The sequence below is a fragment of the Bradyrhizobium cajani genome (genome assembly GCF_009759665.1).
Taxonomy (GTDB): domain Bacteria; phylum Pseudomonadota; class Alphaproteobacteria; order Rhizobiales; family Xanthobacteraceae; genus Bradyrhizobium; species Bradyrhizobium cajani.
This window is the reverse complement of record NZ_WQNE01000011.1, coordinates 19832-39208: the sequence shown is the minus strand read 5'-3', so window position 1 is coordinate 39208 and position 19377 is coordinate 19832. Positions and strand designations below refer to the sequence as shown.

The following is a 19377-nucleotide window of genomic DNA, read 5'->3' as shown; positions in this document are numbered from 1 at the left end:
CGCATCAAAACTGAATAAGCCATTGAATTTCAATGTGAATTATAAAATCGACCGGATCTCGTCAGGGCTTCGCCAGCGGGACGGCGGAAATGATGACGAAGGCCTGCGCGAGCGGCCAGTCGTCGGTGATCGAAACATCAATCCGCGCCTCGAACCCTTCCGGCGTCAGGGCCTGAAGCCGGGCCAGGGCGCCACCGGTCAGGTGCATGGTCGGCCGCCCCCCCGGCAGGTTGACCACGCCCATGTCACGCCACCAGACGCCGTGCCTTATGCCGGTGCCGAGCGCCTTGGAGCAGGCCTCCTTGGCGGCAAAGCGCTTGGCGTAGGTCGCCACCACCATCCTCTCGCTCTTGGCGCGCCGCTCCGCCTTGGCCCGCTCGGCCGCGGTAAAGATGCGGTCGAGAAAGCGCTCGCCATGGCGCTCGATCACCTTGCCGACGCGGGTGATGTCGATCAGGTCGGAGCCGATGCCGATGATCATGCCCGGCTCCGGCCGCGGTCCATCGCCGCGCGCATGCTGCGCACGGTCTCGGCCAGCCCCACGAACAGCGCCTCGCCGATCATGTAGTAGCCGATGTTGAGCTCCATGATCTCCGGCAGGCCTGCGATCTTCTCCGCCGTCGCGTAGTCCAGCCCGTGTCCGGCATGAACCTCCAGCCCCGCGTCCTTCGCGAGCTTTGCCCCTGCCACGATCCGCTGCCATTCGGCCTCAGCCTTGTCAGCATGACCGTCGACGACGGCGTCGCACCAGGCGCCGGTGTGGATCTCGATCACGGGGGCACGCAGCTGTGCCGCCATCTCGATCTGGGCGGGATCGGCGGCGATGAACAGCGAGACGCGGATGCCGGCATCGTTCAGCCGCGCGATGTAGGGCGCAAGCGCATTGTGCTGGCCGACAACGTCGAGACCGCCTTCGGTCGTCACTTCCTGGCGCCGCTCCGGCACCAGGCACACCGCGTGCGGCCTGGTGGCGAGCGAGATCCGCATCATGTCGTCGGTCGCCGCCATCTCGAAATTGAGCGGCCTGGAGATCTCCGCCTTCAGCCGCGCCATGTCCTCGTCGCGGATGTGCCGGCGGTCCTCGCGCAAGTGAGCGGTGATGCCGTCGGCGCCCGCCTCGATCGCCATCAGCGCGGCGCGCACCGGATCCGGATTGCGGCCGCCGCGCGCGTTACGCAGGGTCGCGACATGGTCGACATTGACGCCAAGGCGGAGCGGAGTTGCGGGCATTTCAGGACTCACGGGATCAGAGGAACAGACGCATGCGAGATGCGTCTATCCATTAACACGTTCGACGCGGGCGACGACTGCCTTGGCGCGCAACTGGGCGAGGATCGCGCTCAAATGTTTCAGATCGTAGACTTCGAGATCGATCGTCGTCTCCGTGAAGTCCGGCGAGCGGCGCTGCATACTGATGTTGTCGATGTTGCCGTCGTGCTCGGCGATCACCGTCGCGATCTGCGCCAGCGCGCCAGGTTCGTTGACGTTCTCGACCTTGATGCGGGCCGGGAAGCGCTGCGGCGCGGAGTCCTCGATGTCCCAGCGCACGTCGAGCCAGCGCTCCGGCTCCTCCTCGAAATCCTTCAGCGCCGGCGCCTGGATCGGGTAGATCGTGATGCCCTCGCCCGGCGTGACGATGCCGACGATGCGGTCGCCGGGCACCGCGCCGCCGTTCGGCGCGAACTTCACCGGCAGGTCGGAATTGATGCCGCGGATCGGGATCGCGACCGGGCTGCGCGGCGGCTCCGACGATTTCTCCTTCAGCTTGGCGGCAAGCCCCTTCTTGACGCCGTAACGCGCGATGCGCTCCTCCTTGTAGTCGGGATACATCGCGCGCGCGACGTGGGACGCCTTGATCTCGCCGCGCCCGACCGCCGCCATGACATCCTCGATCGAGGTCCGCGCCAGCCGCGGCAGCGCGCCCTTGAGCTTGTCGTCGGCATATTCGATCTTGGCGCGCTCGAACAGTCGCTCGACGATGCGCCGGCCGAGGCCGACATATTGATCGCGCACGGCGGTGCGCGTGGCGCGGCGGATCGCGGCGCGCGCCTTGCCGGTGATCGCGAGCGTTTCCCAGGCCGACGGCGGCGCCGATTGGGCTTCCGAGGTCAGCACCTCGACCTCGTCGCCGTTCTGGAGCTCCGATGACAGCGGCGCGAACTTGCCGTTGATCTTGCAGCCGACCGCGCTATTGCCGACGTCGGTGTGCACGGCATAGGCGAAGTCGATCACGTTGGCATGGCGCGGCAGCGCGATCAGCTTGCCCTTCGGGGTGAAGCAGAACACCTGGTCGTGGAACAGCTCGAGCTTGGTGTGCTCGAGGAATTCCTCGGGATTGGCGCTCTCCGAGAGGATGCCGATGGTGTGGCGCAGCCAGGCGAACGCGTTGGACTCGCGCTTGAGATATTCGGTCGGCGAGCCCACGCCTTCCTTGTAGAAGACGTGCGCGGCGATACCGCGCTCGGCGATCTGGTCCATCGCCTCGGTGCGGATCTGGAGCTCGACGCGCTGGTTGCCCGGACCGATCACCGTGGTGTGGATCGAGCGGTAGTCGTTCTGTTTCGGCGTCGAGATGTAGTCCTTGAAGCGCCCCGGCACGACCGGCCAGGTGGTGTGGACGATGCCGAGCGCGCGATAGCAGGCCTCGATGTCGTTGACGACGAGGCGAAAGCCGAAGATGTCGGACAGTTGCTCGAAGCCGATCGACTTGCGCTCCATCTTGGTCCAGATCGAGAACGGCTTCTTGCGGCGGCCATAGACCCGCGCCCCCAGGCCCCGGTGGCGCAGATTGTTGGACAGCTGGGCCTCGATCTCGCCGATCAGATTGCGGTTGCGTTCGGCGAGCGCATCGAGCCGCTGCATCACCACCGAATAGGCCTCGGGATCGAGCGTGCGGAAGGACAGGTCCTCCAGCTCCTCGCGCATTTCCTGCATGCCCATGCGCCCCGCCAGCGGCGCATAGATGTCGAGCGTCTCCTCGGCAATGCGCCGTCGCGATTCCGTCGGCACGAATTCCAGCGTGCGCATGTTGTGCAGGCGGTCGGCGAGCTTGACCAGAAGCACGCGGACGTCGTCGGCAATAGCCAGCAACAATTTGCGCAGGTTCTCGGCCTGCTTGGCCTCGCGCGACACCAGCTCCAGCCGCTTCAGCTTGGTCAGGCCCTCGACCAGCGCGCCGATCTCGGGCCCGAAGATCTGGTCGATCTCGGCCCGCGTCGCCTCAGTGTCCTCGATCGTGTCGTGGAGCAGCGCGGCCACGATGGTCGCGTCGTCGAGCTTCAGATCGGTGAGAATCGCCGCCACTTCGAGCGGGTGCGAGAAATACGGATCGCCCGAGGCGCGGGTCTGCGAGCCATGCGCCTTCATGGCATAGACATAGGCGCGGTTCAGCAGGTCTTCGTTGGTGTTCGGATTGTAGGATCTGACGCGCTCGACGAGGTCATATTGACGCATCATGCGCGCGCGCGGCTTCGTCGGGCGAGCCAGCGGCGCAGTCGGGGCCACGGCAACCGATTCGGTTGCGGCCTGCATCTGCAATGATCTCCGGCGCCGATACACCATGCCGTCCTGCCTTCAAAACGGACCCAGAGGCGGCCCGTTGCATACATCTTAACTCCGATCCCGGGCGCGTCCGATCAATTCAGTGACAGGGCGCACGCGAACCGACAACGCTATGGTAACCACGAAAACGCCAACAAAAGCAAAGGCCCGAACACGGGTTCGGGCCTTTGATAAGATCACAAGAAGTCGACGATTGCGACGGGACGATCTACTCGTCTTCCTCGGGCTGCTCCTCGGGTGGCGCGAGGCCTTCGAGACCCTTCAGGAGCTCCTCTTCGGTCATGCGCTCGACGGCGACTTCGGTATCGTCGGCATCGACGCTCGCGCCAGCGGAACCGATCAGCGGCACCGTGTCGGGCTCGGGCTCGTCGACCTCGACGAACTTCTGGAGCGAGTGCACCAGCTCCTCGCGGAGGTCCTCCGGCGAAATGGTCTGGTCAGCAATTTCGCGCAAAGACACAACAGGGTTCTTGTCGTTATCTCGGTCAACCGTTAGTTGTGAGCCGGACGAAATCATGCGGGCGCGGTGGGCGGCCAGCAGGACCAGGTCAAACCGGTTGTCGACCTTGTCGATACAATCTTCTACGGTGACGCGAGCCATGGACTGTCGCTCCGTTGTGGGTGGGACGAAATATGTGGATGATCGGGGCTAGTTATAGGGGCCGGGGCGGTTTCGCAAGACCAATTTGTGATTTGGCCTCGCCAAACGGCTCTGCTACCCCCACATTGGGGCTGGGATGGGCGGTTTCCCGGGCTGCCATCGGGGGTGGCGCCGGGTCTTTGCAAGTCCGCCATAACTATACCTTGATTGCCCCGACTTCTCCGGATTTGCGGTTTCGACGGGCTTCGGCGGCCACCTTAGGACGACTGCGCGGCTTGCAGCCGCCGCGCCAACAATAAACGATCAATCACGAGCACTACGCGAGCAAACTGAATGTCACCTTCTCCTACCAACAAGATCGCGCTCTTCATCGACGGGGCCAATCTCTACGCGACGGCGAAAACTCTGGGCTTCGACATCGACTACAAGCGCCTGCTGAAGGAGTTTCAGAGCCGCGGGACGCTGCTTCGGGCGTTCTACTACACTGCCATCATCGAGGATCAGGAATATTCCTCGATCCGCCCGCTGATCGACTGGCTGGACTACAACGGCTACACCGTCGTCACCAAGGCGACCAAGGAATTCATCGACGCCTCCGGCCGCCGCAAGGTCAAGGGCAACATGGACATCGAGCTCGCGGTGGACGCCATGGAGCTCGCCGAGCATATCGACCAGATGGTGCTGTTCTCGGGTGACGGCGACTTCCGCTCCCTGGTCGAGGCCGTCCAGCGCCGCGGCGTGCGGGTCACCGTGGTCTCCACCATCGCCAGCCAGCCGCCGATGATCGCCGACGAGCTGCGCCGCCAGGCCGACGTCTTCACCGACCTCGTCGAGCTGCAATCCAAGCTCGGCCGCGACCCGTCCGAACGCCCTGCCCCGCGCGACCGCGGTGATCGCGAGGCGCGCCACCACGCCCCGCAATTCCTCCAGCGCGCGACCACGATGGCGCCGAGGGGCGATGACGACTTCGAGGAGTGAGGCGGTCCGGTCAAGTCGCCAGCCTTCCCCCCTCGTTCCCGACCGTGACTGCCCGCTCTGCCCGCGCCTGGTTGCCTTTCGCGAGGCCAACCGCGTGCGCGAGCCATTGTGGCACAATGCGCCGGTTGCGCCCTTCGGCGACCTCAAGGCGCGCCTCCTGATCGTCGGTCTCGCGCCGGGGATGCAGGGCGCCAACCGCACCGGGCGGCCGTTCACCGGCGACTATGCCGGCGACCTGCTCTACGCCACGCTGCTCGAATACGGCTTTGCCAAGGGCAGCTATCAGGCGCGCCCCGACGATGGGCTGAAGCTGGTCGGCTGCCGGATCGCCAATGCGGTGCATTGCGTGCCGCCGCAGAACAAGCCGCTGCCGGTCGAGATCACCACCTGTCGCCAGTTTCTCGCGGCGAACCTTGCGACGATGCCGAACCTGCGCGCGATCGTCGCGCTCGGGCGGATTGCGCACGATAGCGTGCTCAAGCCGCTCAATCTGAAGGGCTCACAAGCCCCGTTCGGCCATGGCGCGGTGCATCAGGCCGGCCGGCTCAAGCTCTACGACAGCTATCACTGCTCGCGCTACAACACGAACACGGGCGTACTGACGCCGGACATGTTCCGGTCCGTGTTCGCGAAGGTGAAGGCCGACCTTGATTAGCCCGCGGACTTAGGCCTCGGACTTAGCTCTTGGCTGGATTGGCCTTCAGCCAGTCCAGGACGTCGCCGGCGTTCCGGTCCGGCGGAAACACCGGATAGAACACATGTGTGACTCTGGCGTCATCGATGATCAGCGCAAGCCGTTTGATCAGGGTCAGGCCCGCGACCTCCATGGTCGGCAAATCGAGGGCGCGGGTGAGCGCCAGCTTCTCGTCCGAGAGCACCGGAAACGGCAGATGCAGGCGCGAGGCCATCTCGGTCTGGTATTCGTTGCTCTGGGTCGAGAGGCCGAACACATGGGCGGCGCCGGCAGCCTTCAGCTCGGCGAACAGATCGCGGAACGCGCAAGTCTGCGGCGTGCAGCCGCGCGCGCCCGGGATCATGTCCCAGTCATCGACCAGCGCGATCTTGCCGGGCTCGCCGGTGCGCGGATAGGCGAAAACGACGGTGCGACCGGGCAGCGCCGACAGCGTGACTGACGTGTCGTCGGTCGCGCGCAGGCCGATTGGAGGCAGTGTCCTGCCCTTGAGATGCGCGGCATCGCCGTCGTCGGTGGGCACGGGAATCTGGCTCCAATCGACCTCGAGCAGATTTCTCTGAGTCATTCCCTATCCCCTCGCCCGCATCAGGCGACCCTTCTCCCGGCTCCAGTCGCGCTTCTTCTCGGACTCGCGCTTGTCGTGCAGCTTCTTGCCCTTCGCAACCGCGAGCTGCAATTTGGCCCGGCCACGCTCGTTGAAGTAAAGCTTGAGCGGGATCAGCGTCATGCCCTCGCGGTCGACCGCGCCCATCAGCTTGTTGATCTGCCGACGGTGGAGCAGCAGCTTTCGCGGCCGCTTGGGCTCGTGATTGAAGCGATTGCCCTGGAGATATTCGGGAATGGTGGCGTTGATCAGCCAGATCTCGCCGTTCTTGGAGTCGGCGTAGGATTCCGCGATGGTGCTCTTGCCGTTGCGGATCGACTTGACCTCGGTCCCGGTCAGCGCAATGCCCGCCTCGATCGTATCCTCGATCGCGTAGTTGAAGCGGGCCTTGCGATTTTCCGCCATGACCTTGATCGGACGTTCGTTCTTATCGGCCATCGCAAACAAACCTGATCAAGATGCGCACGGATTCTAACAGTTCGGATGAAGCGCGCGCGTCAAGACTTCTTGAGGAGATCGCGGATCTCGGTCAGCAGCTCGACCTCGGCGGACGGCTTCGGCGGAGCGGCAGGTGCCGCCTCCTCCTTGCGCTTCAAGGTGTTGATGGCGCGGATCGCCAGGAACAACACGAAGGCGATGATGAGGAAGTTGATCGTCAGCGTGAGGAAGCTGCCCCAAGCAAGTACGGCGCCTTGCTTTTTCGCATCGGCTAAGTTGGTGGCGGTGACCGCCTTCGACAAGGGGGTGAAGTAGTTCGAGAAGTCGAGCCCGCCGGTGACGGCGCCGATAATCGGCATGATCACGTCGCCGACCAGCGAGTTGACGATGGCACCGAACGCCGCACCGATGATGACGCCGACCGCGAGATCGACGACATTGCCCTTCATGGCGAACTCGCGGAACTCCTTGAGCATCCGTGTGCCCCTTTCCTCGACGCTCATGCAAGGCTCCCGGGAGGCCTCAGTTGATCAGGCCAGCATGAACCATCGCGCTGCGCACGGCGACGCGCGTCGGCTCGGAGACCGGGACCATCGGCAGCCGCAGCGTCTCATCCAGCTTGCCGAGCAGCGACATCGCGTACTTGATCGGCGCCGGATTGCTCTCGATGAAGAGGTTGTTGTGCAGCGGCATCAGCTTGTCGTGCAGCTTCAGCGCGGTGGCATGGTCGCCCTTCTGCCAGGCCACGTGGAACTCCGAGCACAGGCGCGGCGCGACGTTCGAGGTCACCGAGATGCAGCCGTGGCCGCCATGGGCCATGTAGCCGAGGATGGTCGCGTCCTCGCCCGAGAGCTGGTTGAAGTCCTCGCCCATCGCCGCGCGCTGCTGCGAGACGCGGACCATGCTGGCGGTGGCGTCCTTGACGCCGGCGATGTTCTTCAGCTCCCACAGCCGCTTCATGGTGTCGACCGACATGTCGATCACCGAGCGCGGCGGGATGTTGTAGATGATGATCGGAATTCCGATCGCATCGTTGATCGCCTTGAAGTGCTGATACATCCCTTCCTGGGTGGGCTTGTTGTAGTAAGGCGTGACGATCAGCACGGCGTCCGCGCCCGCCTTCTCGGCATGCTGGGAGAGCTCGATCGCCTCCTTGGTCGAGTTGGAGCCGGCTCCCGCGACCACCGGCACGCGGCCCTTGGCTTCAGCGATGCACCATTCGACGACCTTCTTGTGCTCGTCGTGGCTGAGCGTCGGGCTCTCGCCGGTGGTGCCGACCGGGACGAGGCCGTTGGTGCCCTCCGAGATCTGCCAGTTGACCAGGGAGCGGAACGCCGCCTCGTCCAGCGAGCCGTTCTTGAACGGCGTGACCAAGGCGGTGAACGACCCCCGGAATTTCGTCTTGGCTGCCATGGACTTCCTCCGTACGCGGCTATCTCTTGAGCAAGCCCCATTCATATCGGGTCTATCCCGCCGGTAAAAGGGCCGCCGCAGCGTGACGCACCGTTTAGGCCGCGATTTTGCCGCGGTGATGGTGCAAACCCGCCCAAGGTAAGCGGCTGTTGGTATTTTGTCCGCATATTCAATCAAATACAGTCAGATCCTTGTACAGCTAGGTCTTGGGCCACTTCACTGATTCGGGGCGACGAAACGCCGTGACCTCCCTTCCTCGTGCCGCATGGCGATCCACCGGTCTGGTCGTGTGTCTGATGGCAGGACTGTCAGTCGGCTGCGCCGCATTGGCAAAGTCCAATGAGACGCCCGCGGAAGGGTCGAAGGAGACTGCAAAGCCAGCCGCCAAGGACGCCGCAAAAGGCTCGTCCAAGGGAACCGGCAAGGAAACGTCCAAGGAAACATCAAAGGACGCAGCCAAGGGTGCGAGCAAGGGTGCGGGCAGCGCCCCGCCCAAGGATGCCGCGAAGAAACCTGCCAAGGACGCCGGCAAGAGCGCCGACAAGGAACCCGCGAAGGACAAGCCCAAGCCCGCGGCAGCGTCCAAGCCTGCGGCGGCGGCCGCCTCCGCGCCAAAACCGCATCCGGCCGCCAACAGTCCGGCCCCCAAAACCGCACCCGCGCCGGCCGTGACGGCCACCGTCCGACCGACCGCCCCGGCGGTCGCCAAACCCGTCGCGGCTCCTGTGCTTGCTCCGGCGACCCGCCAGCATGCCACCCCGCGCAAGCCGATCACGCCGGCCGCGGTCGCCGCAACCTCGTCGACCTCGCAAGCCGACAAGGACACGCTCGAGAACGTCATCGAGCTGGTGCGCAAGCGCAAGCCCGCCGACGCCACCAACTACGCAGCCTCGATCTCGGATCCCGTCGCGCGAAAGCTCGCGGAGTGGATCATCCTGCGCAGCGAGGACAATGGCGCAACTGTCGAACGCTACCGCGCCTTCCTCTCCGCCAATCCGAGCTGGCCGTCGCAGACCTTCCTGCGCCGTCGCCTCGAGGCCGCGATGTGGGACGACAGGCGCGACGATTCGGTCGCGTGGTCGTGGTTCGAGAACGAATCCCCTGTTTCCGCCAAGGGCCGCTTCACGCTTGCCAAGGCGATGCTGGCGCGCGGCGACCGCGCCAATGCCGAGCGGCTGGTGCGCGAGGCCTGGCGCAGCGATCCGATGTCTGAAGACACCGAGAACAACGCGCTCGACCAGTTCGGCGCCCTGCTCACGCCGGGCGACCAGAAGGCGCGGATGGACACGCTGCTGTACGGCAGCGAGAACGAGGCGGCGCTGCGCGCCGCAAAGCGCCTCGGCGCCGGCTATGTCGCGCTCGCCAAGGCTCGCATCGCCGCCGTCAAGAAGGCGCCGAACGCGCGCGCACTGCTCGACGCCGTGCCGCGCGAGCTGCACAGCGATCCCGGCTTCACCTTCAGCAAGATCCAGCTCCTGCGCCGCGAGGAGAAATTCGCGGAAGCCGCGCAGCTCATGCTGTCGGCGCCGAAGGATCCGAACCGGCTCTACAATCTGGATGAATGGTGGATCGAGCGCCGCCTTCTGGCGCGCAAGATGATCGACACCGAGGAATTCCGCAGCGCCTATCTGATCGCGCGCGATGCGGCCTTGCCCTCGCGCGATATCTACAAGACCGAGCAGGAGTTCACCGCCGGGTGGATCGCGCTCCGCTTCCTCAACGATCCGGCGACCGCCACCCAGCATTTCGCCCGCATCGGGGTCGGCAGCGTCAATCCGACCACGCTGGCGCGCGCCGGCTATTGGCAGGGCCGCGCCGCGGAAGCCGCGGGCCGCCAGCAGGAGGCGCGCAACGCCTATGCCCGCGCAGCCGAGCAGTCGACCAGCTATTACGGCCAGCTCGCGCGCGCAAAACTCGGCCTGCCGCAGATCGAGCTCAACAACCAGCCGCGCGGCCGCGGCGCCGAGCGGCTCGAGATCGTGCGCGCCGCGCATCTGCTCTACGAGCTCGACGAGCGCGAGCTCGCCGTGCCCATGCTCGCCGACATGGGTGAGAACGGCGATCCCGAAGCGCTTGCCGGCCTTGGCGAGCTGACCCAGCGCTACAGCGACGCGCGCGGCATGCTGCTGCTCGGCAAGGCCGCGCTCAACCGCGGCCTGCCCTTCGACTTCTATGCCTACCCGGTCAACGGCATTCCGCAGTTCACGCCGATCGGTCCCGAGGTCGAGCGCAGCATCGTCTACGCCATCGCTCGGCAGGAGAGCGCGTTCAACCCTTCGGTGGTCTCGCCGGCGCAGGCCTACGGGCTGATGCAGGTGACGCCGGATGCCGCGCGCTATGTCTGCAAGCGGCACGGCGCGACCTACGATTTGGGGCGGCTGAAGAACGATTCGGTCTACAACGCCACGCTCGGCTCGGCCGAGCTTGGCGGGCTGCTCGAGGATTATCGCGGCTCCTACATCATGACGTTCGCCGCCTACAATGCCGGCCGCGGCAGCGTGAAGAAGTGGGTCGATCGCTACGGCGATCCGCGCGACCCGAAGGTCGATGCGGTCGATTGGGTCGAGCTGATTCCGTTCTCCGAGACGCGCAACTATGTGCAGCGGATCATGGAGAACCTCCAAGTCTACCGCGCCCGTTTCGGCGGCGGCACGCGATTGCAGATCGAGGCCGACCTGCGCCGCGGCACCGGCAGCGTGGAGTAGCAGCGCGTCGATGAACCCGATCGAACCCAGAGCCGGGGCGCTGGTGCGGCAGGCGTCGGCAAGATTCCGTTACTGCATCAACGGCGTGGTGATAGAGCTGGACCAAGCGTCCCACTCGGCGTTTGCGCCTCACACACCTGGAGACGTGTCATGCTGCGCGTGGTCGGTGCGTTGGTATTCGCAGCGGTGATCTTGGCGGGCCTCCCGGGCGGTGGTTCGCCGGCCTACGGCAAGAATCGCCATCCTTCCCAGCCGCAGGCAGCCGGCATTCAGGATCGCTATTGCCTGCAGGGACGGCGTTGGGGGTATCCTGGCAACTGCCAGTTCTCCACTTACAGCCAGTGCATGGCGACCGCGTCGGGCACGATCGATTCCTGCGGTCTGAACCCAACCTATGCCTTCCAGGAATGGAAGGGTCCAAGATGGTAGTCTGACCGCCTTCCCCCCGGCATCTCCGCTTACGGAAGCTGCAAGGCCGGCTCTGGCCACGCGCGGGGGGTGATTCTCACCACGTCCTGGTCGGGGCGGACCGGCCGTGCGGGGTGCCGGCGGGATTCGGCCCGGACCAATATGGATTGGCCAGGCACATCGCCGACAATCCCATCGCGGACGCTCTGCAGTCTTCCCATGACAGGTAGCTACAGTAAGTCCTGCTGCTGCCGCCCCACTCCCATTTCTGAAGGCAGACCGGGTAACGGGGATCCAGGGGTTCAGCAGCTGCCGGCGCAACAAGCGCCATAATCGCGGCGACCACCGATGCCGCGATCACGGGCAGCATCCGTCTCGTCAGAACCTTCACGCGCAGAAACTCCAGTACTGTGCAGCCCATCGACGCCGCCTTCTAGACCACCTCTTCAGGGCTCGCAAAGAAAAAGGCTCGCAAAGAAAAACCCCGGCAGTTTCCTGCCGGGGTTCGCCGATCAATCGTAAAATTGATCAGAAGTTGCGCTGAGCGCGGAGGAGCAACTGGAGGTTGCCCTGATCCTTCAGCTCGTAGGTGGCTGCGGGCTTCGCAACCGCGAGGTTCGCCGTGCCCGCAGTGGGCCCGATCGTGCCCGAGAACTTCTGGTCGAGCCAGACGTAGCTCACGTCGGCCGTGAAGGCCAGGTTCTTGACCGGGGTCCAGACCACGTTGCCGCCGATAACCGCGAGGTTGAAGTCGGGGTTACATCCGGCAAGACCATTCGACGGAGCCAGAGCAGCGACGAAGTTGGCGCAGATCAGAGCCTTGCCCGTGTTGCCGTACTTCAGCTGGGCATAAGCGCCGTAGATCGACGAAGCCCAGTTCGGAGACCAGTTGTGGGTGTAACCACCGCGGAAGCCCCAGGTCTTGACCGTGTCGACCCCGGTACCAAGACCGAAGACACCATCAGAAATACCGGCGAAGCCGATGCTCTGGAACGCAATGCCGCTGCCGCCGTAGATGAAGATGTTCTGCGGGAACAGGCTCTGGAAGTTGTAGCGCGATGCGCCGTCGGTATAGACCGCCTGCAAGTTGATCGAGTCACCCGCACCAGTCGGGATGTTCTTGATCGACAAAGCGCCCTGCACCGCCCAGCCCCACTTGTCGTCGGGGTGGCCGGTGATTTCCGTCGTGCCATAGTAGGCCGGGTGAATGTTGTGCGCGGCAACCGAGACCTGGGCCAGACCCCAAGCCTGATCGACACGAATCGCACCGACGATGTCGGGCACGCGCGTGCCACCCCAATCCGACACACCGTAGTTGCCCTGGATCAGAGCAGCGCCAGCGGCCGAAGCCGAGGTGAAGCCAGTGACGTTCCAGAGGTTCGACTGGCCACCTGCGGCGGTCGTCAGATCCTGCAGTGCGACCGAACCGGTGATGCCCTGGCCGAAATCAGCCGTGTAGGCAACCTGGTTCACACCGGTGACGTTGTTGCTGCCGCCCGGAAGGAAGTCGGGACCGCCAGCCGGATAGCTCTGCCACGGCGCGTCGAAGATCGAGACCGTGCGGCCGAAGGTGAAACCAGCGAACTGGATGAACGCATGGTAGAGGCCGAGCGTAGCCGAACCGGTCGAGAACGCCGACGGGCTGCTGCCGGTGACCGACTGGGAATCCCAGGAGAACACCATGTCGGCGTAAGTGCGGACCACGCCGTACTCGGTCGCCGTGCGCGTATCGACGTTGAAGTCCATACGAGCGCGGGTCTGGTAGTAGTTGTCCAGACGGTTGTTTGCACCGCCGGGAGCGCCCTGGCCGATGCCGTAGTCGCTGTTCGTGTTGCCCAGCAAGTCGGCACGGACGTAGCCGCCGAACTTGATGCAGGTGTCAGTGCCCGGCATGTAGTAGAATCCGGCACCGTACAGGGAGCAGATCTTCACGTATTCGACCGCCTTGGCCTTCACGGGAAGATCGGCTGCCTGAGCTCCGCCAACGGCGATCAGACCCGCCGCCGAACCGAGCAAAAGGCTCTTAAACTTCATGTTAAACCTCCAAGTTTGCTCTATAGGGAAGGTTCCGGATCCGCTGGGTGACGACACCCTAAGGTTGGTTCCCTTGTCCCTTGTAACCACCGCTTAGCCGCTTCGCGCCTTCGGACACACCCGCTGAAACGCGAGGGACTTAAGCGAACCACCTAGAACGGGACGACCTCGGGATGCCCCCCTCCGTCGCTCGATCACAATTACTGAACGTCCTTGCACACACAACAAAAGAACGCTTCGAAGCGGGCCCATGACTCCTGTTTTCCCATGGGTGTTGCACAAATAACACGCGGATGTGATCGAAGCGCCCTTGTAACCACTTAATAACTATTGGAAATTTTTGACGGTTCCATTCGCCTTCAAAAATCCTCGGTTTGGGCACGTAAGGTCGATCGACGCCCTGTCCCCTTCATCCCACGAATCGGGCGCGCGAATCCGCGTCGAATCCGGACTGCGCTTCGTCAGATCAGGGCGGAGCAGGCCGTGGCGCGCCGGGGCCCACACACCCTGACGCGGCGCACCCGCATCAAGCGGACCGTGCAGGGGAAATCTCGATATGATCCGGCGGCAATCCGGCCCGATTCCGCCGAACCATGCCTTCGAACGCGTCTTCCAGGTTCCGGGCAAGCAGGGGCGTATCGAACAGTGGTGTCGTGAGACGCCGCTGTTCCAGCGTTTCCCGGATGCCGCGAAGCTTCTCACGATCGAGAGCCAACGCAATCGCGCGTTCTTCATATTCATCACGAGAATGCGTGATCAGCTCGGCAAGTCCGAGAGTATGCAGCAGGCTGGCCGCGACCCGTCCCGCGAAGGCTTCTCCGGCCAGCGTCAACAGCGGCAGGCCGGCCCAGAGGGCGTCGCCTGCAGTGGTGTGAGCATTATATGGCAGCGCGTCCAGGAACAGGTCCGCCAGGCGGTGCCTCGCCAGATGATCCGCCGTCGAGGCAACGCGCGTCGCAAAGACCAGGCGCTGGGGATCAACGCCGCTTGCCTCTGCCGCTCTCCGCAAATTGGATTTTGCGACATCCGGGAGATCGGAAAGCCAGACAACGGAATCCTCGACTTCCTTCAGAATGCGCATCCAGCTCTGAAACGTCGCCGGATTGAGTTTGTAGGCGTTGTTGAAGCCGCAGAAGACAAAGCCCTCGGCCGGCAGTCCCTGCTCCCGCCTGTCGAGCCCGACATGCGATAGCGCACGTCCCTTGGCATCGTGGGGCATGAAGCAATGCGGCAGCCACACGACCTTCTCCGAAAAGTGCTTGCGATCTTCGGCAGGAATAACCCTCTCGTCGGCGATCACATAATCCAGCAAGCTCCCGCCGACGGTGCCTGCAAAGCCGAGATAGTTGACGAGAATGGGCGCCGGCCGCTGCGCGAGGACACCGAGCCGTGCTCCAAGCGTATGTCCCATCAGGTCCACGAGGATGTCGATCTTGGCCGCCTTGATGCAGCCGACGATTTCGTCATCGCTCCGCCCGCAGAGATCGGTAAACCGGACGAAGCTTTTCTCCAGCCGTGCACGCAAATCGCTGTCCTCGGTCGGACCGATCGAGAATCCATGCGTTTCAAATCTGCCGCGATCATGGGCTTCGAAAAGACCTGCGGCCAGATAGCTCACCGGGTGGGTGCGAAAATCCGCCGACAAGTAACCGATGCGGATCTTGTCAGCCTCGGTGGGGACAGCGTCAGCCCATTTGCGCACGGCAAGACCAAGCATTCTTTCGATCCAGAAATCGGCGCTTCGTCGTTGGACCTCGGCCGAGGCGGCAATCGAGAGAAGCGCGAAAGGCTGACATGCTCCCTCGCCCGCGCGAATGGATTCGATCAGGCGTGTCTTTTCGGCCTCTATATCGGTCCAGTCGCAGCAATTCAGCTTCGAATAGAGCCGCGCCCCCTCCACACCGGGCAGGTCGCGATTCAGCGACAACGCCCTGTCGAAGGCTGCGAACGCATCGTCGTGGCGACGAAGTTCGGCGAAGATATTCCCTCGCCCGAACCACGCTTCCGCCAAATCGGGCCTGAGGGACAGCGCCTTGTCGTAGCCCTCGAGCGCCTCCCCGTGGCGCTTGACGTCCGCGAAGACATTCCCCCGACCGAGCCAGGCTTCCGCCAGGTCCGGCGCAATGGAGAGCGCCTTGTCGTAGGCGGCAAGCGCCTCATCATGGCGCCGTAGATCAAGGAAGACATTGCCGCGCCCGAGCGAAGCTTCGGCCGAATTCGCTTTGCTCGAGAGCACTGCGTCATAAAGCGCGAGAGCATCGTCATGGCGCTTGAGGCCCACGAAGACGTTGCCGCGACCAACCATGGCCTCAATCGAATCCGGCTTGATTGCGAGTGCCCTGTCGTAGGCCGCAAGCGCTTCGTCATGGCGCTTGATATCCGTGTAGGCGTTGCCCCGGCCAAGCCACGCGGCCGCCGCTTGCGGCGCAATGCCGAGCGCGCGGTCGTAGGATGCGAGGGCATCGGCGTGACGCCTGAGTTCGTACAGGACGTTGCCCCTGCCGATCCAGGCCTCCGCCAGATCGGTCTTGATGGAGAGTGCCCTGTCAAAGGCGGCAAGAGCCTCATCGCGGCGCCTGCCACGAGCCAGCGCCGTGCCGCGGCCGAGCCAGGCTTCCGCCAGTTCGGGCCTGACGGAAAGCGTCCGGTCATAGGCGGCTAACGCCTCGGCATGGCGCCCGAGTTCGAGCAGCGACTTGCCCTTGTTTGCATGAGCATCGGCGTAGTTCGGATCGAGGGCAATCGACCTGTCGAAGTCGGATATCGCCGCCTCGTATTGCCCGAGATCGTTGCAGACCGCGCCGCGGTTGTTCCAGCTCTCGCGCACATTGGGATTGAGCCGCAGGGCCTTGGTGAATTGCTCGTGCGCCAGTGCGGGCTTGCCAAGCTGCTTCGCGATCAGCCCGTAATTATAGAAGGATACATCGGATCCCTGATTGAGCTTGACGGCGCGCGCGATGAACGGCTCGGCCTCGGCAAACCGGTTCGAGTTCATGAGAACGATCGTCAGCAGGTTCAGCGTCGGAACATGGGACGGCTCAGACTTGATCACGCGCCTGAAGCCCTCTTCGGCCTTCCTGAAATCGCGCGCATTCAGGGCCGCGAGCGCCTCATTGAAGATTGCTGCGATGTTCTTCATCGACGGAACAGACCCTTTCACGGCGGCCCTCACATGGCTGGACCGACGCCACGTTCAGCACCCAAACCATGCACACATTCGCCAAATTCAGCGGAAGAGCGGTGTGAAGTACTCCACGCCGGCCCGGTTGAATATATGCCCGGCGGCATGTTGTCAGCCGACGGGGTTCGGACAGAACGCGCCCCCCGGGGCTCCGACAATCGCAGATAGCGGATTTGAGGTCCTAGCAAGCTTCCTGCGGCGATTCGCCGGGCTGCAACCGGCCGCCATGGACCATTCAGGATGGTGACGCCGTTCAGCCTGCTTCCGGCGGGTCTTCGACGCCGAGGCCTGCGGCCACTCTTGAAAAATATCTACAGTTTCAATGTGATACGTCTGGCGGAGACGGAGGGATTCGAACCCTCGATAGGCCTTTACAAGCCTATAACGGTTTAGCAAACCGCCGCCTTCAGCCACTCGGCCACGTCTCCAATACGGCGGGTATGCCCGACACGGAGGCGGGCCGCAAGCGGCAGAATTGGGGCTGGCGGATTTCTTTGCATATGAAAAGCTTTGAGGGCGATGGATGCCAAGAACGGATCGGGACTGGTGAACGTTCGAACGCCGGCCGACCGGCATTGTCGCCCGCGAAATCTCGACATAAGCGCGGCAGTTTCGTGCCTTGAAGGGCGAGCGGCGCGGCCGTTGTTCTCACCAGCAAAGGCGATTAGGGTTTTGCGCCAGTTCGCCAAAGCACAGACCCCGACATCGGGGTCCAGAAGCCCAATCACATGTCGCAGCAAGGCCGCAACCAGGGAGCTTCGGCCCCCTCCTCACTCCATCCGTCCATGATTCTGGACCAGGCAATTGCGGCGCACCGTTCGGGCAATCTGTCGGATGCGGAACGTGCCTACACGACCATCCTGAAGGGAAGCAGAACGCATCCCGTCGCGCTCCATATGCTGGGGCTGTTGCACGCCCAGCGCGGCAATTTCGCGGACGCCGAGCCATTGCTCAAGAAGGCTGCCCGCGTCGATCCCGGCAATCCGCACGTTCTTTTCAACTATGCCAACGTGCTGCGTGCATTGGGCAAGACGGACGATGCACTCGCCTGGTTTGCGAAGGTGATTGCTCTTTCGCCGAACTTTGCCGATGCGCATCTCAATCGCGGAGCGATCCTGATCGCACGGCAGGAGCTTCACCGCGCCATCGCGGAATTTGATCGCGCCATTGCGATCGCGCCATCGGGCGCAGCGTTCGCAAACCGAGGCAGTGCGTTCCAGCAGCTCGGTCGGCTGGACGAAGCGCATGACAGCTACCAAAGCGCCGTCGAGCTTGCACCGTCGGACCCACAGAATCATTTCGCGTTGTCTGAGGTCCTTACCCAAATGGGTCGAGACGACGAAGCGATCGGAGCGCTCGAAAGAACGGTCGCACTGGACAAGGCCTTTCCGTTCGCGCTGAGCAACCTCGTTGCTTCCAGGCGGAAGCGCGCCGACTGGCGCAGTTTCGAGCGTGAACAGGCCGCCCTGGACGAGGCCGTCGAATCCGGCGTTCTGATCGACCCCTTCACCTTCTTTCACGCCTCGTCATCTCCTGCACACCAATTGACCTGTGCAAAGACATATGTCGCCAACGTGGCCCCGGATCGAGGTGCCGCGATACCCAGAACGCCGTCACCGGCCTCCCGGCTGCGCGTCGCGTACATGTCTGCCGACTTTCGCAATCACGCCACCGCGCATTTGATGGCCGGAGTTTTCGAGGAGCACGACCGCGAGCGCTTCGACATCAGCGCCATCTCCTACGGACCGGATGACCACAGCAAGATGCGCAACCGCCTGAAGACGGCATTCGAACGCTTTGAAGACGTCAGACATCTTACCGACGAGGACGTGGTCAAGCTGATACGCCGGCTCGACATTGAGGTTCTCGTCGATCTGGGGGGCTTCACCGCCGGTGCGCGGCCGAAAATCCTTGCGCGCCGGCCGGCTCCCATCCAGGTCAACTATCTCGGCTTTCCCGGCACGATGGGCGCTTCATATGTCGACTACCTCATGGCCGACCGGATCGTCATCCCCGAAGCAGAGCAGCAGCATTACGCCGAGAAGGTGATCTATCTTCCCGACAGCTATCAGGCGACCGACGCGAAGCGACCGCTCCCGTCAAATCCACCCGGCCGGCGCGAGGTCGGACTGGCGGATGAAGCGTTCGTCTACTGCGCGTTCAACAGACCCCTCAAGATCACGCCCCTGCTGTTCGATGTCTGGATGAGGCTGCTTGCCAAGACCCCCGGAAGCGTCCTTTGGCTGCTTGATGGAGACCCGATCGCCACGGAGAATCTGAGGCGCGAAGCCGTTGCGCGCGGCGTCGCCGCCGAGAGGATCGTGTTCGCCCCATTCGTCCCTGCCGACGAACATTTGGCGCGCCACCAACTCGCCGATCTGTTCCTGGACACGTTGCCCTACAACGCCCATACCGGGGCCAGTGACGCCCTCTGGGCTGGCTTACCGGTCCTGACATGCCTTGGCACCGCCTTTGCGGGACGTGTTGCAGCCAGTCTCCTGAATGCCGTCGGCCTTCCTGAGCTGGTGACGCGATCGCTGGACGAATATGAGAGTTTGGCGCTTCGGATCGCGCACGATCCCGAGCTTCGAGCCGCCCTCAAGAGCAAGCTGGCGGCGCATCGGTCCACTTGGCCCCACTTCGATACTGTCGGCATGACGCGACAGATCGAAAAGGCCTTCAATGAAATGTGGCGCCGGCATTGCGCCGGCGAAGCGCCGGCCTCGTTTGCCGTCTAAATCTCATCATGAGGCCCGCCTT

At 63.7% G+C, this 19377-nt stretch carries 16 protein-coding genes and 1 tRNA gene; 5 read left to right on the top strand and 12 right to left on the bottom strand.

Features of this window, described 5'->3' with window-relative positions; translation table 11 throughout:
- Positions 1–61 precede the first annotated feature (61 nt).
- From acpS to rpoZ, 4 genes are all read right to left on the bottom strand, one after another.
- Positions 62–481, bottom strand: coding sequence for a holo-ACP synthase (acpS, locus tag GPL20_RS15360; RefSeq protein WP_157330309.1), 420 nt, complete (start codon positions 479–481; stop codon positions 62–64).
- Positions 478–1230: a pyridoxine 5'-phosphate synthase gene (locus tag GPL20_RS15355; protein WP_157330308.1), complete on the bottom strand. Its 753-nt coding sequence runs from the start codon at positions 1228–1230 to the stop codon at positions 478–480. Before GPL20_RS15355 ends, acpS begins: the two co-directional genes overlap by 4 nt.
- 45 nt (positions 1231–1275) lie before the next feature.
- Positions 1276–3561 carry a RelA/SpoT family protein gene (locus GPL20_RS15350; protein WP_157330307.1) on the bottom strand — a complete coding sequence of 762 codons (2286 nt, stop codon included), beginning with the start codon at positions 3559–3561 and terminating at the stop codon, positions 1276–1278.
- 208 nt (positions 3562–3769) lie between these two features.
- On the bottom strand, positions 3770–4162 hold the full coding sequence (gene rpoZ / locus GPL20_RS15345; RefSeq protein ID WP_027522935.1) for a DNA-directed RNA polymerase subunit omega: 393 nt from the start codon (positions 4160–4162) through the stop codon (positions 3770–3772).
- A 333-nt stretch (positions 4163–4495) separates the two neighbouring features.
- Between rpoZ and GPL20_RS15340 the strand changes: the two genes are divergently transcribed.
- Together GPL20_RS15340 and GPL20_RS15335 are read left to right on the top strand one after the other, a co-directional pair.
- Positions 4496–5140, top strand: coding sequence for a LabA-like NYN domain-containing protein (locus tag GPL20_RS15340; protein ID WP_092193220.1), 645 nt, complete (start codon positions 4496–4498; stop codon positions 5138–5140).
- Positions 5121–5795 (top strand): uracil-DNA glycosylase, encoded by a 675-nt coding sequence (locus tag GPL20_RS15335; protein WP_157330306.1) that lies wholly within the window; start codon positions 5121–5123, stop codon positions 5793–5795. The genes GPL20_RS15340 and GPL20_RS15335 overlap by 20 nt, the downstream gene beginning before the upstream one ends.
- A 22-nt stretch (positions 5796–5817) precedes the next feature.
- Here the strand turns inward: GPL20_RS15335 and GPL20_RS15330 are convergent, their stop codons facing one another.
- The 4 genes from GPL20_RS15330 to dapA are packed head-to-tail and all read right to left on the bottom strand — an operon-like array spanning position 5818 to position 8289.
- Positions 5818–6399: a peroxiredoxin gene (locus tag GPL20_RS15330; protein ID WP_157330305.1), complete on the bottom strand. Its 582-nt coding sequence runs from the start codon at positions 6397–6399 to the stop codon at positions 5818–5820.
- Positions 6400–6402: 3 nt separating this feature from the next.
- Positions 6403–6876 carry an SsrA-binding protein SmpB gene (gene smpB / locus GPL20_RS15325; RefSeq protein ID WP_024341117.1) on the bottom strand — a complete coding sequence of 158 codons (474 nt, stop codon included), beginning with the start codon at positions 6874–6876 and terminating at the stop codon, positions 6403–6405.
- Positions 6877–6935: 59 nt separating this feature from the next.
- Complete coding sequence (mscL, locus tag GPL20_RS15320; protein ID WP_157330463.1) at positions 6936–7352, bottom strand: large conductance mechanosensitive channel protein MscL; 417 nt, start codon at positions 7350–7352, stop codon at positions 6936–6938.
- A gap of 46 nt (positions 7353–7398) precedes the next feature.
- Positions 7399–8289: a 4-hydroxy-tetrahydrodipicolinate synthase gene (gene dapA / locus GPL20_RS15315; RefSeq protein WP_157330304.1), complete on the bottom strand. Its 891-nt coding sequence runs from the start codon at positions 8287–8289 to the stop codon at positions 7399–7401.
- A 296-nt stretch (positions 8290–8585) separates the two neighbouring features.
- Here dapA and GPL20_RS15310 point away from each other — a divergent pair, with 296 nt between their 5' ends.
- Together GPL20_RS15310 and GPL20_RS15305 are read left to right on the top strand one after the other, a co-directional pair.
- Positions 8586–10994 (top strand): lytic transglycosylase domain-containing protein, encoded by a 2409-nt coding sequence (locus GPL20_RS15310; protein ID WP_157330303.1) that lies wholly within the window; start codon positions 8586–8588, stop codon positions 10992–10994.
- A 150-nt stretch (positions 10995–11144) separates the two neighbouring features.
- Positions 11145–11423, top strand: a complete 279-nt coding sequence (locus GPL20_RS15305; RefSeq protein WP_157330302.1) for a DUF3551 domain-containing protein — start codon at positions 11145–11147, stop codon at positions 11421–11423.
- A 76-nt stretch (positions 11424–11499) separates the two neighbouring features.
- Here GPL20_RS15305 and GPL20_RS15300 read toward each other — a convergent pair whose 3' ends face one another.
- The 4 genes from GPL20_RS15300 to GPL20_RS15285 all read right to left on the bottom strand — a co-directional run bounded on the left by GPL20_RS15300 (position 11500) and on the right by GPL20_RS15285 (position 17045).
- The gene (locus tag GPL20_RS15300) at positions 11500–11772 is read right to left on the bottom strand and encodes a DUF3551 domain-containing protein (RefSeq protein WP_256557450.1); all 273 of its coding nucleotides are present in this window, start codon (positions 11770–11772) and stop codon (positions 11500–11502) included.
- A gap of 158 nt (positions 11773–11930) precedes the next feature.
- The gene (locus GPL20_RS15295; RefSeq protein WP_157330300.1) at positions 11931–13436 is read right to left on the bottom strand and encodes a porin; all 1506 of its coding nucleotides are present in this window, start codon (positions 13434–13436) and stop codon (positions 11931–11933) included.
- Between the two features lie 526 nt (positions 13437–13962).
- The gene (locus GPL20_RS15290) at positions 13963–16575 is read right to left on the bottom strand and encodes an O-linked N-acetylglucosamine transferase family protein (RefSeq protein ID WP_157330299.1); all 2613 of its coding nucleotides are present in this window, start codon (positions 16573–16575) and stop codon (positions 13963–13965) included.
- 376 nt (positions 16576–16951) lie between these two features.
- Positions 16952–17045 (bottom strand) — tRNA-Ser (locus GPL20_RS15285).
- A gap of 300 nt (positions 17046–17345) precedes the next feature.
- Here GPL20_RS15285 and GPL20_RS15280 point away from each other — a divergent pair.
- Positions 17346–19355 (top strand): O-linked N-acetylglucosamine transferase, SPINDLY family protein, encoded by a 2010-nt coding sequence (locus tag GPL20_RS15280; protein ID WP_157330298.1) that lies wholly within the window; start codon positions 17346–17348, stop codon positions 19353–19355.
- The last annotated feature ends 22 nt before the right edge of the window (positions 19356–19377 follow it).

Bases quoted from the DNA above. Each gene is read 5' to 3' on its own strand.
- dapA (WP_157330304.1), bottom strand. From the start codon at position 8,289: ATGGCAGCCAAGACGAAATTCCGGGGGTCGTTCACCGCCTTGGTCACG.
- GPL20_RS15300 (WP_256557450.1), bottom strand. From the start codon at position 11,772: ATGCTGCCCGTGATCGCGGCATCGGTGGTCGCCGCGATTATGGCGCTT.
- GPL20_RS15305 (WP_157330302.1), top strand. From the start codon at position 11,145: ATGCTGCGCGTGGTCGGTGCGTTGGTATTCGCAGCGGTGATCTTGGCG.
- acpS (WP_157330309.1), bottom strand. From the start codon at position 481: ATGATCATCGGCATCGGCTCCGACCTGATCGACATCACCCGCGTCGGC.
- GPL20_RS15330 (WP_157330305.1), bottom strand. From the start codon at position 6,399: ATGACTCAGAGAAATCTGCTCGAGGTCGATTGGAGCCAGATTCCCGTG.
- GPL20_RS15335 (WP_157330306.1), top strand. From the start codon at position 5,121: ATGACGACTTCGAGGAGTGAGGCGGTCCGGTCAAGTCGCCAGCCTTCC.
- mscL (WP_157330463.1), bottom strand. From the start codon at position 7,352: ATGCTCAAGGAGTTCCGCGAGTTCGCCATGAAGGGCAATGTCGTCGAT.
- GPL20_RS15295 (WP_157330300.1), bottom strand. From the start codon at position 13,436: ATGAAGTTTAAGAGCCTTTTGCTCGGTTCGGCGGCGGGTCTGATCGCC.
- GPL20_RS15310 (WP_157330303.1), top strand. From the start codon at position 8,586: ATGGCAGGACTGTCAGTCGGCTGCGCCGCATTGGCAAAGTCCAATGAG.
- smpB (WP_024341117.1), bottom strand. From the start codon at position 6,876: ATGGCCGATAAGAACGAACGTCCGATCAAGGTCATGGCGGAAAATCGC.
- GPL20_RS15350 (WP_157330307.1), bottom strand. From the start codon at position 3,561: ATGGTGTATCGGCGCCGGAGATCATTGCAGATGCAGGCCGCAACCGAA.
- GPL20_RS15290 (WP_157330299.1), bottom strand. From the start codon at position 16,575: ATGAAGAACATCGCAGCAATCTTCAATGAGGCGCTCGCGGCCCTGAAT.
- GPL20_RS15340 (WP_092193220.1), top strand. From the start codon at position 4,496: ATGTCACCTTCTCCTACCAACAAGATCGCGCTCTTCATCGACGGGGCC.
- rpoZ (WP_027522935.1), bottom strand. From the start codon at position 4,162: ATGGCTCGCGTCACCGTAGAAGATTGTATCGACAAGGTCGACAACCGG.
- GPL20_RS15355 (WP_157330308.1), bottom strand. From the start codon at position 1,230: ATGCCCGCAACTCCGCTCCGCCTTGGCGTCAATGTCGACCATGTCGCG.
- GPL20_RS15280 (WP_157330298.1), top strand. From the start codon at position 17,346: ATGTCGCAGCAAGGCCGCAACCAGGGAGCTTCGGCCCCCTCCTCACTC.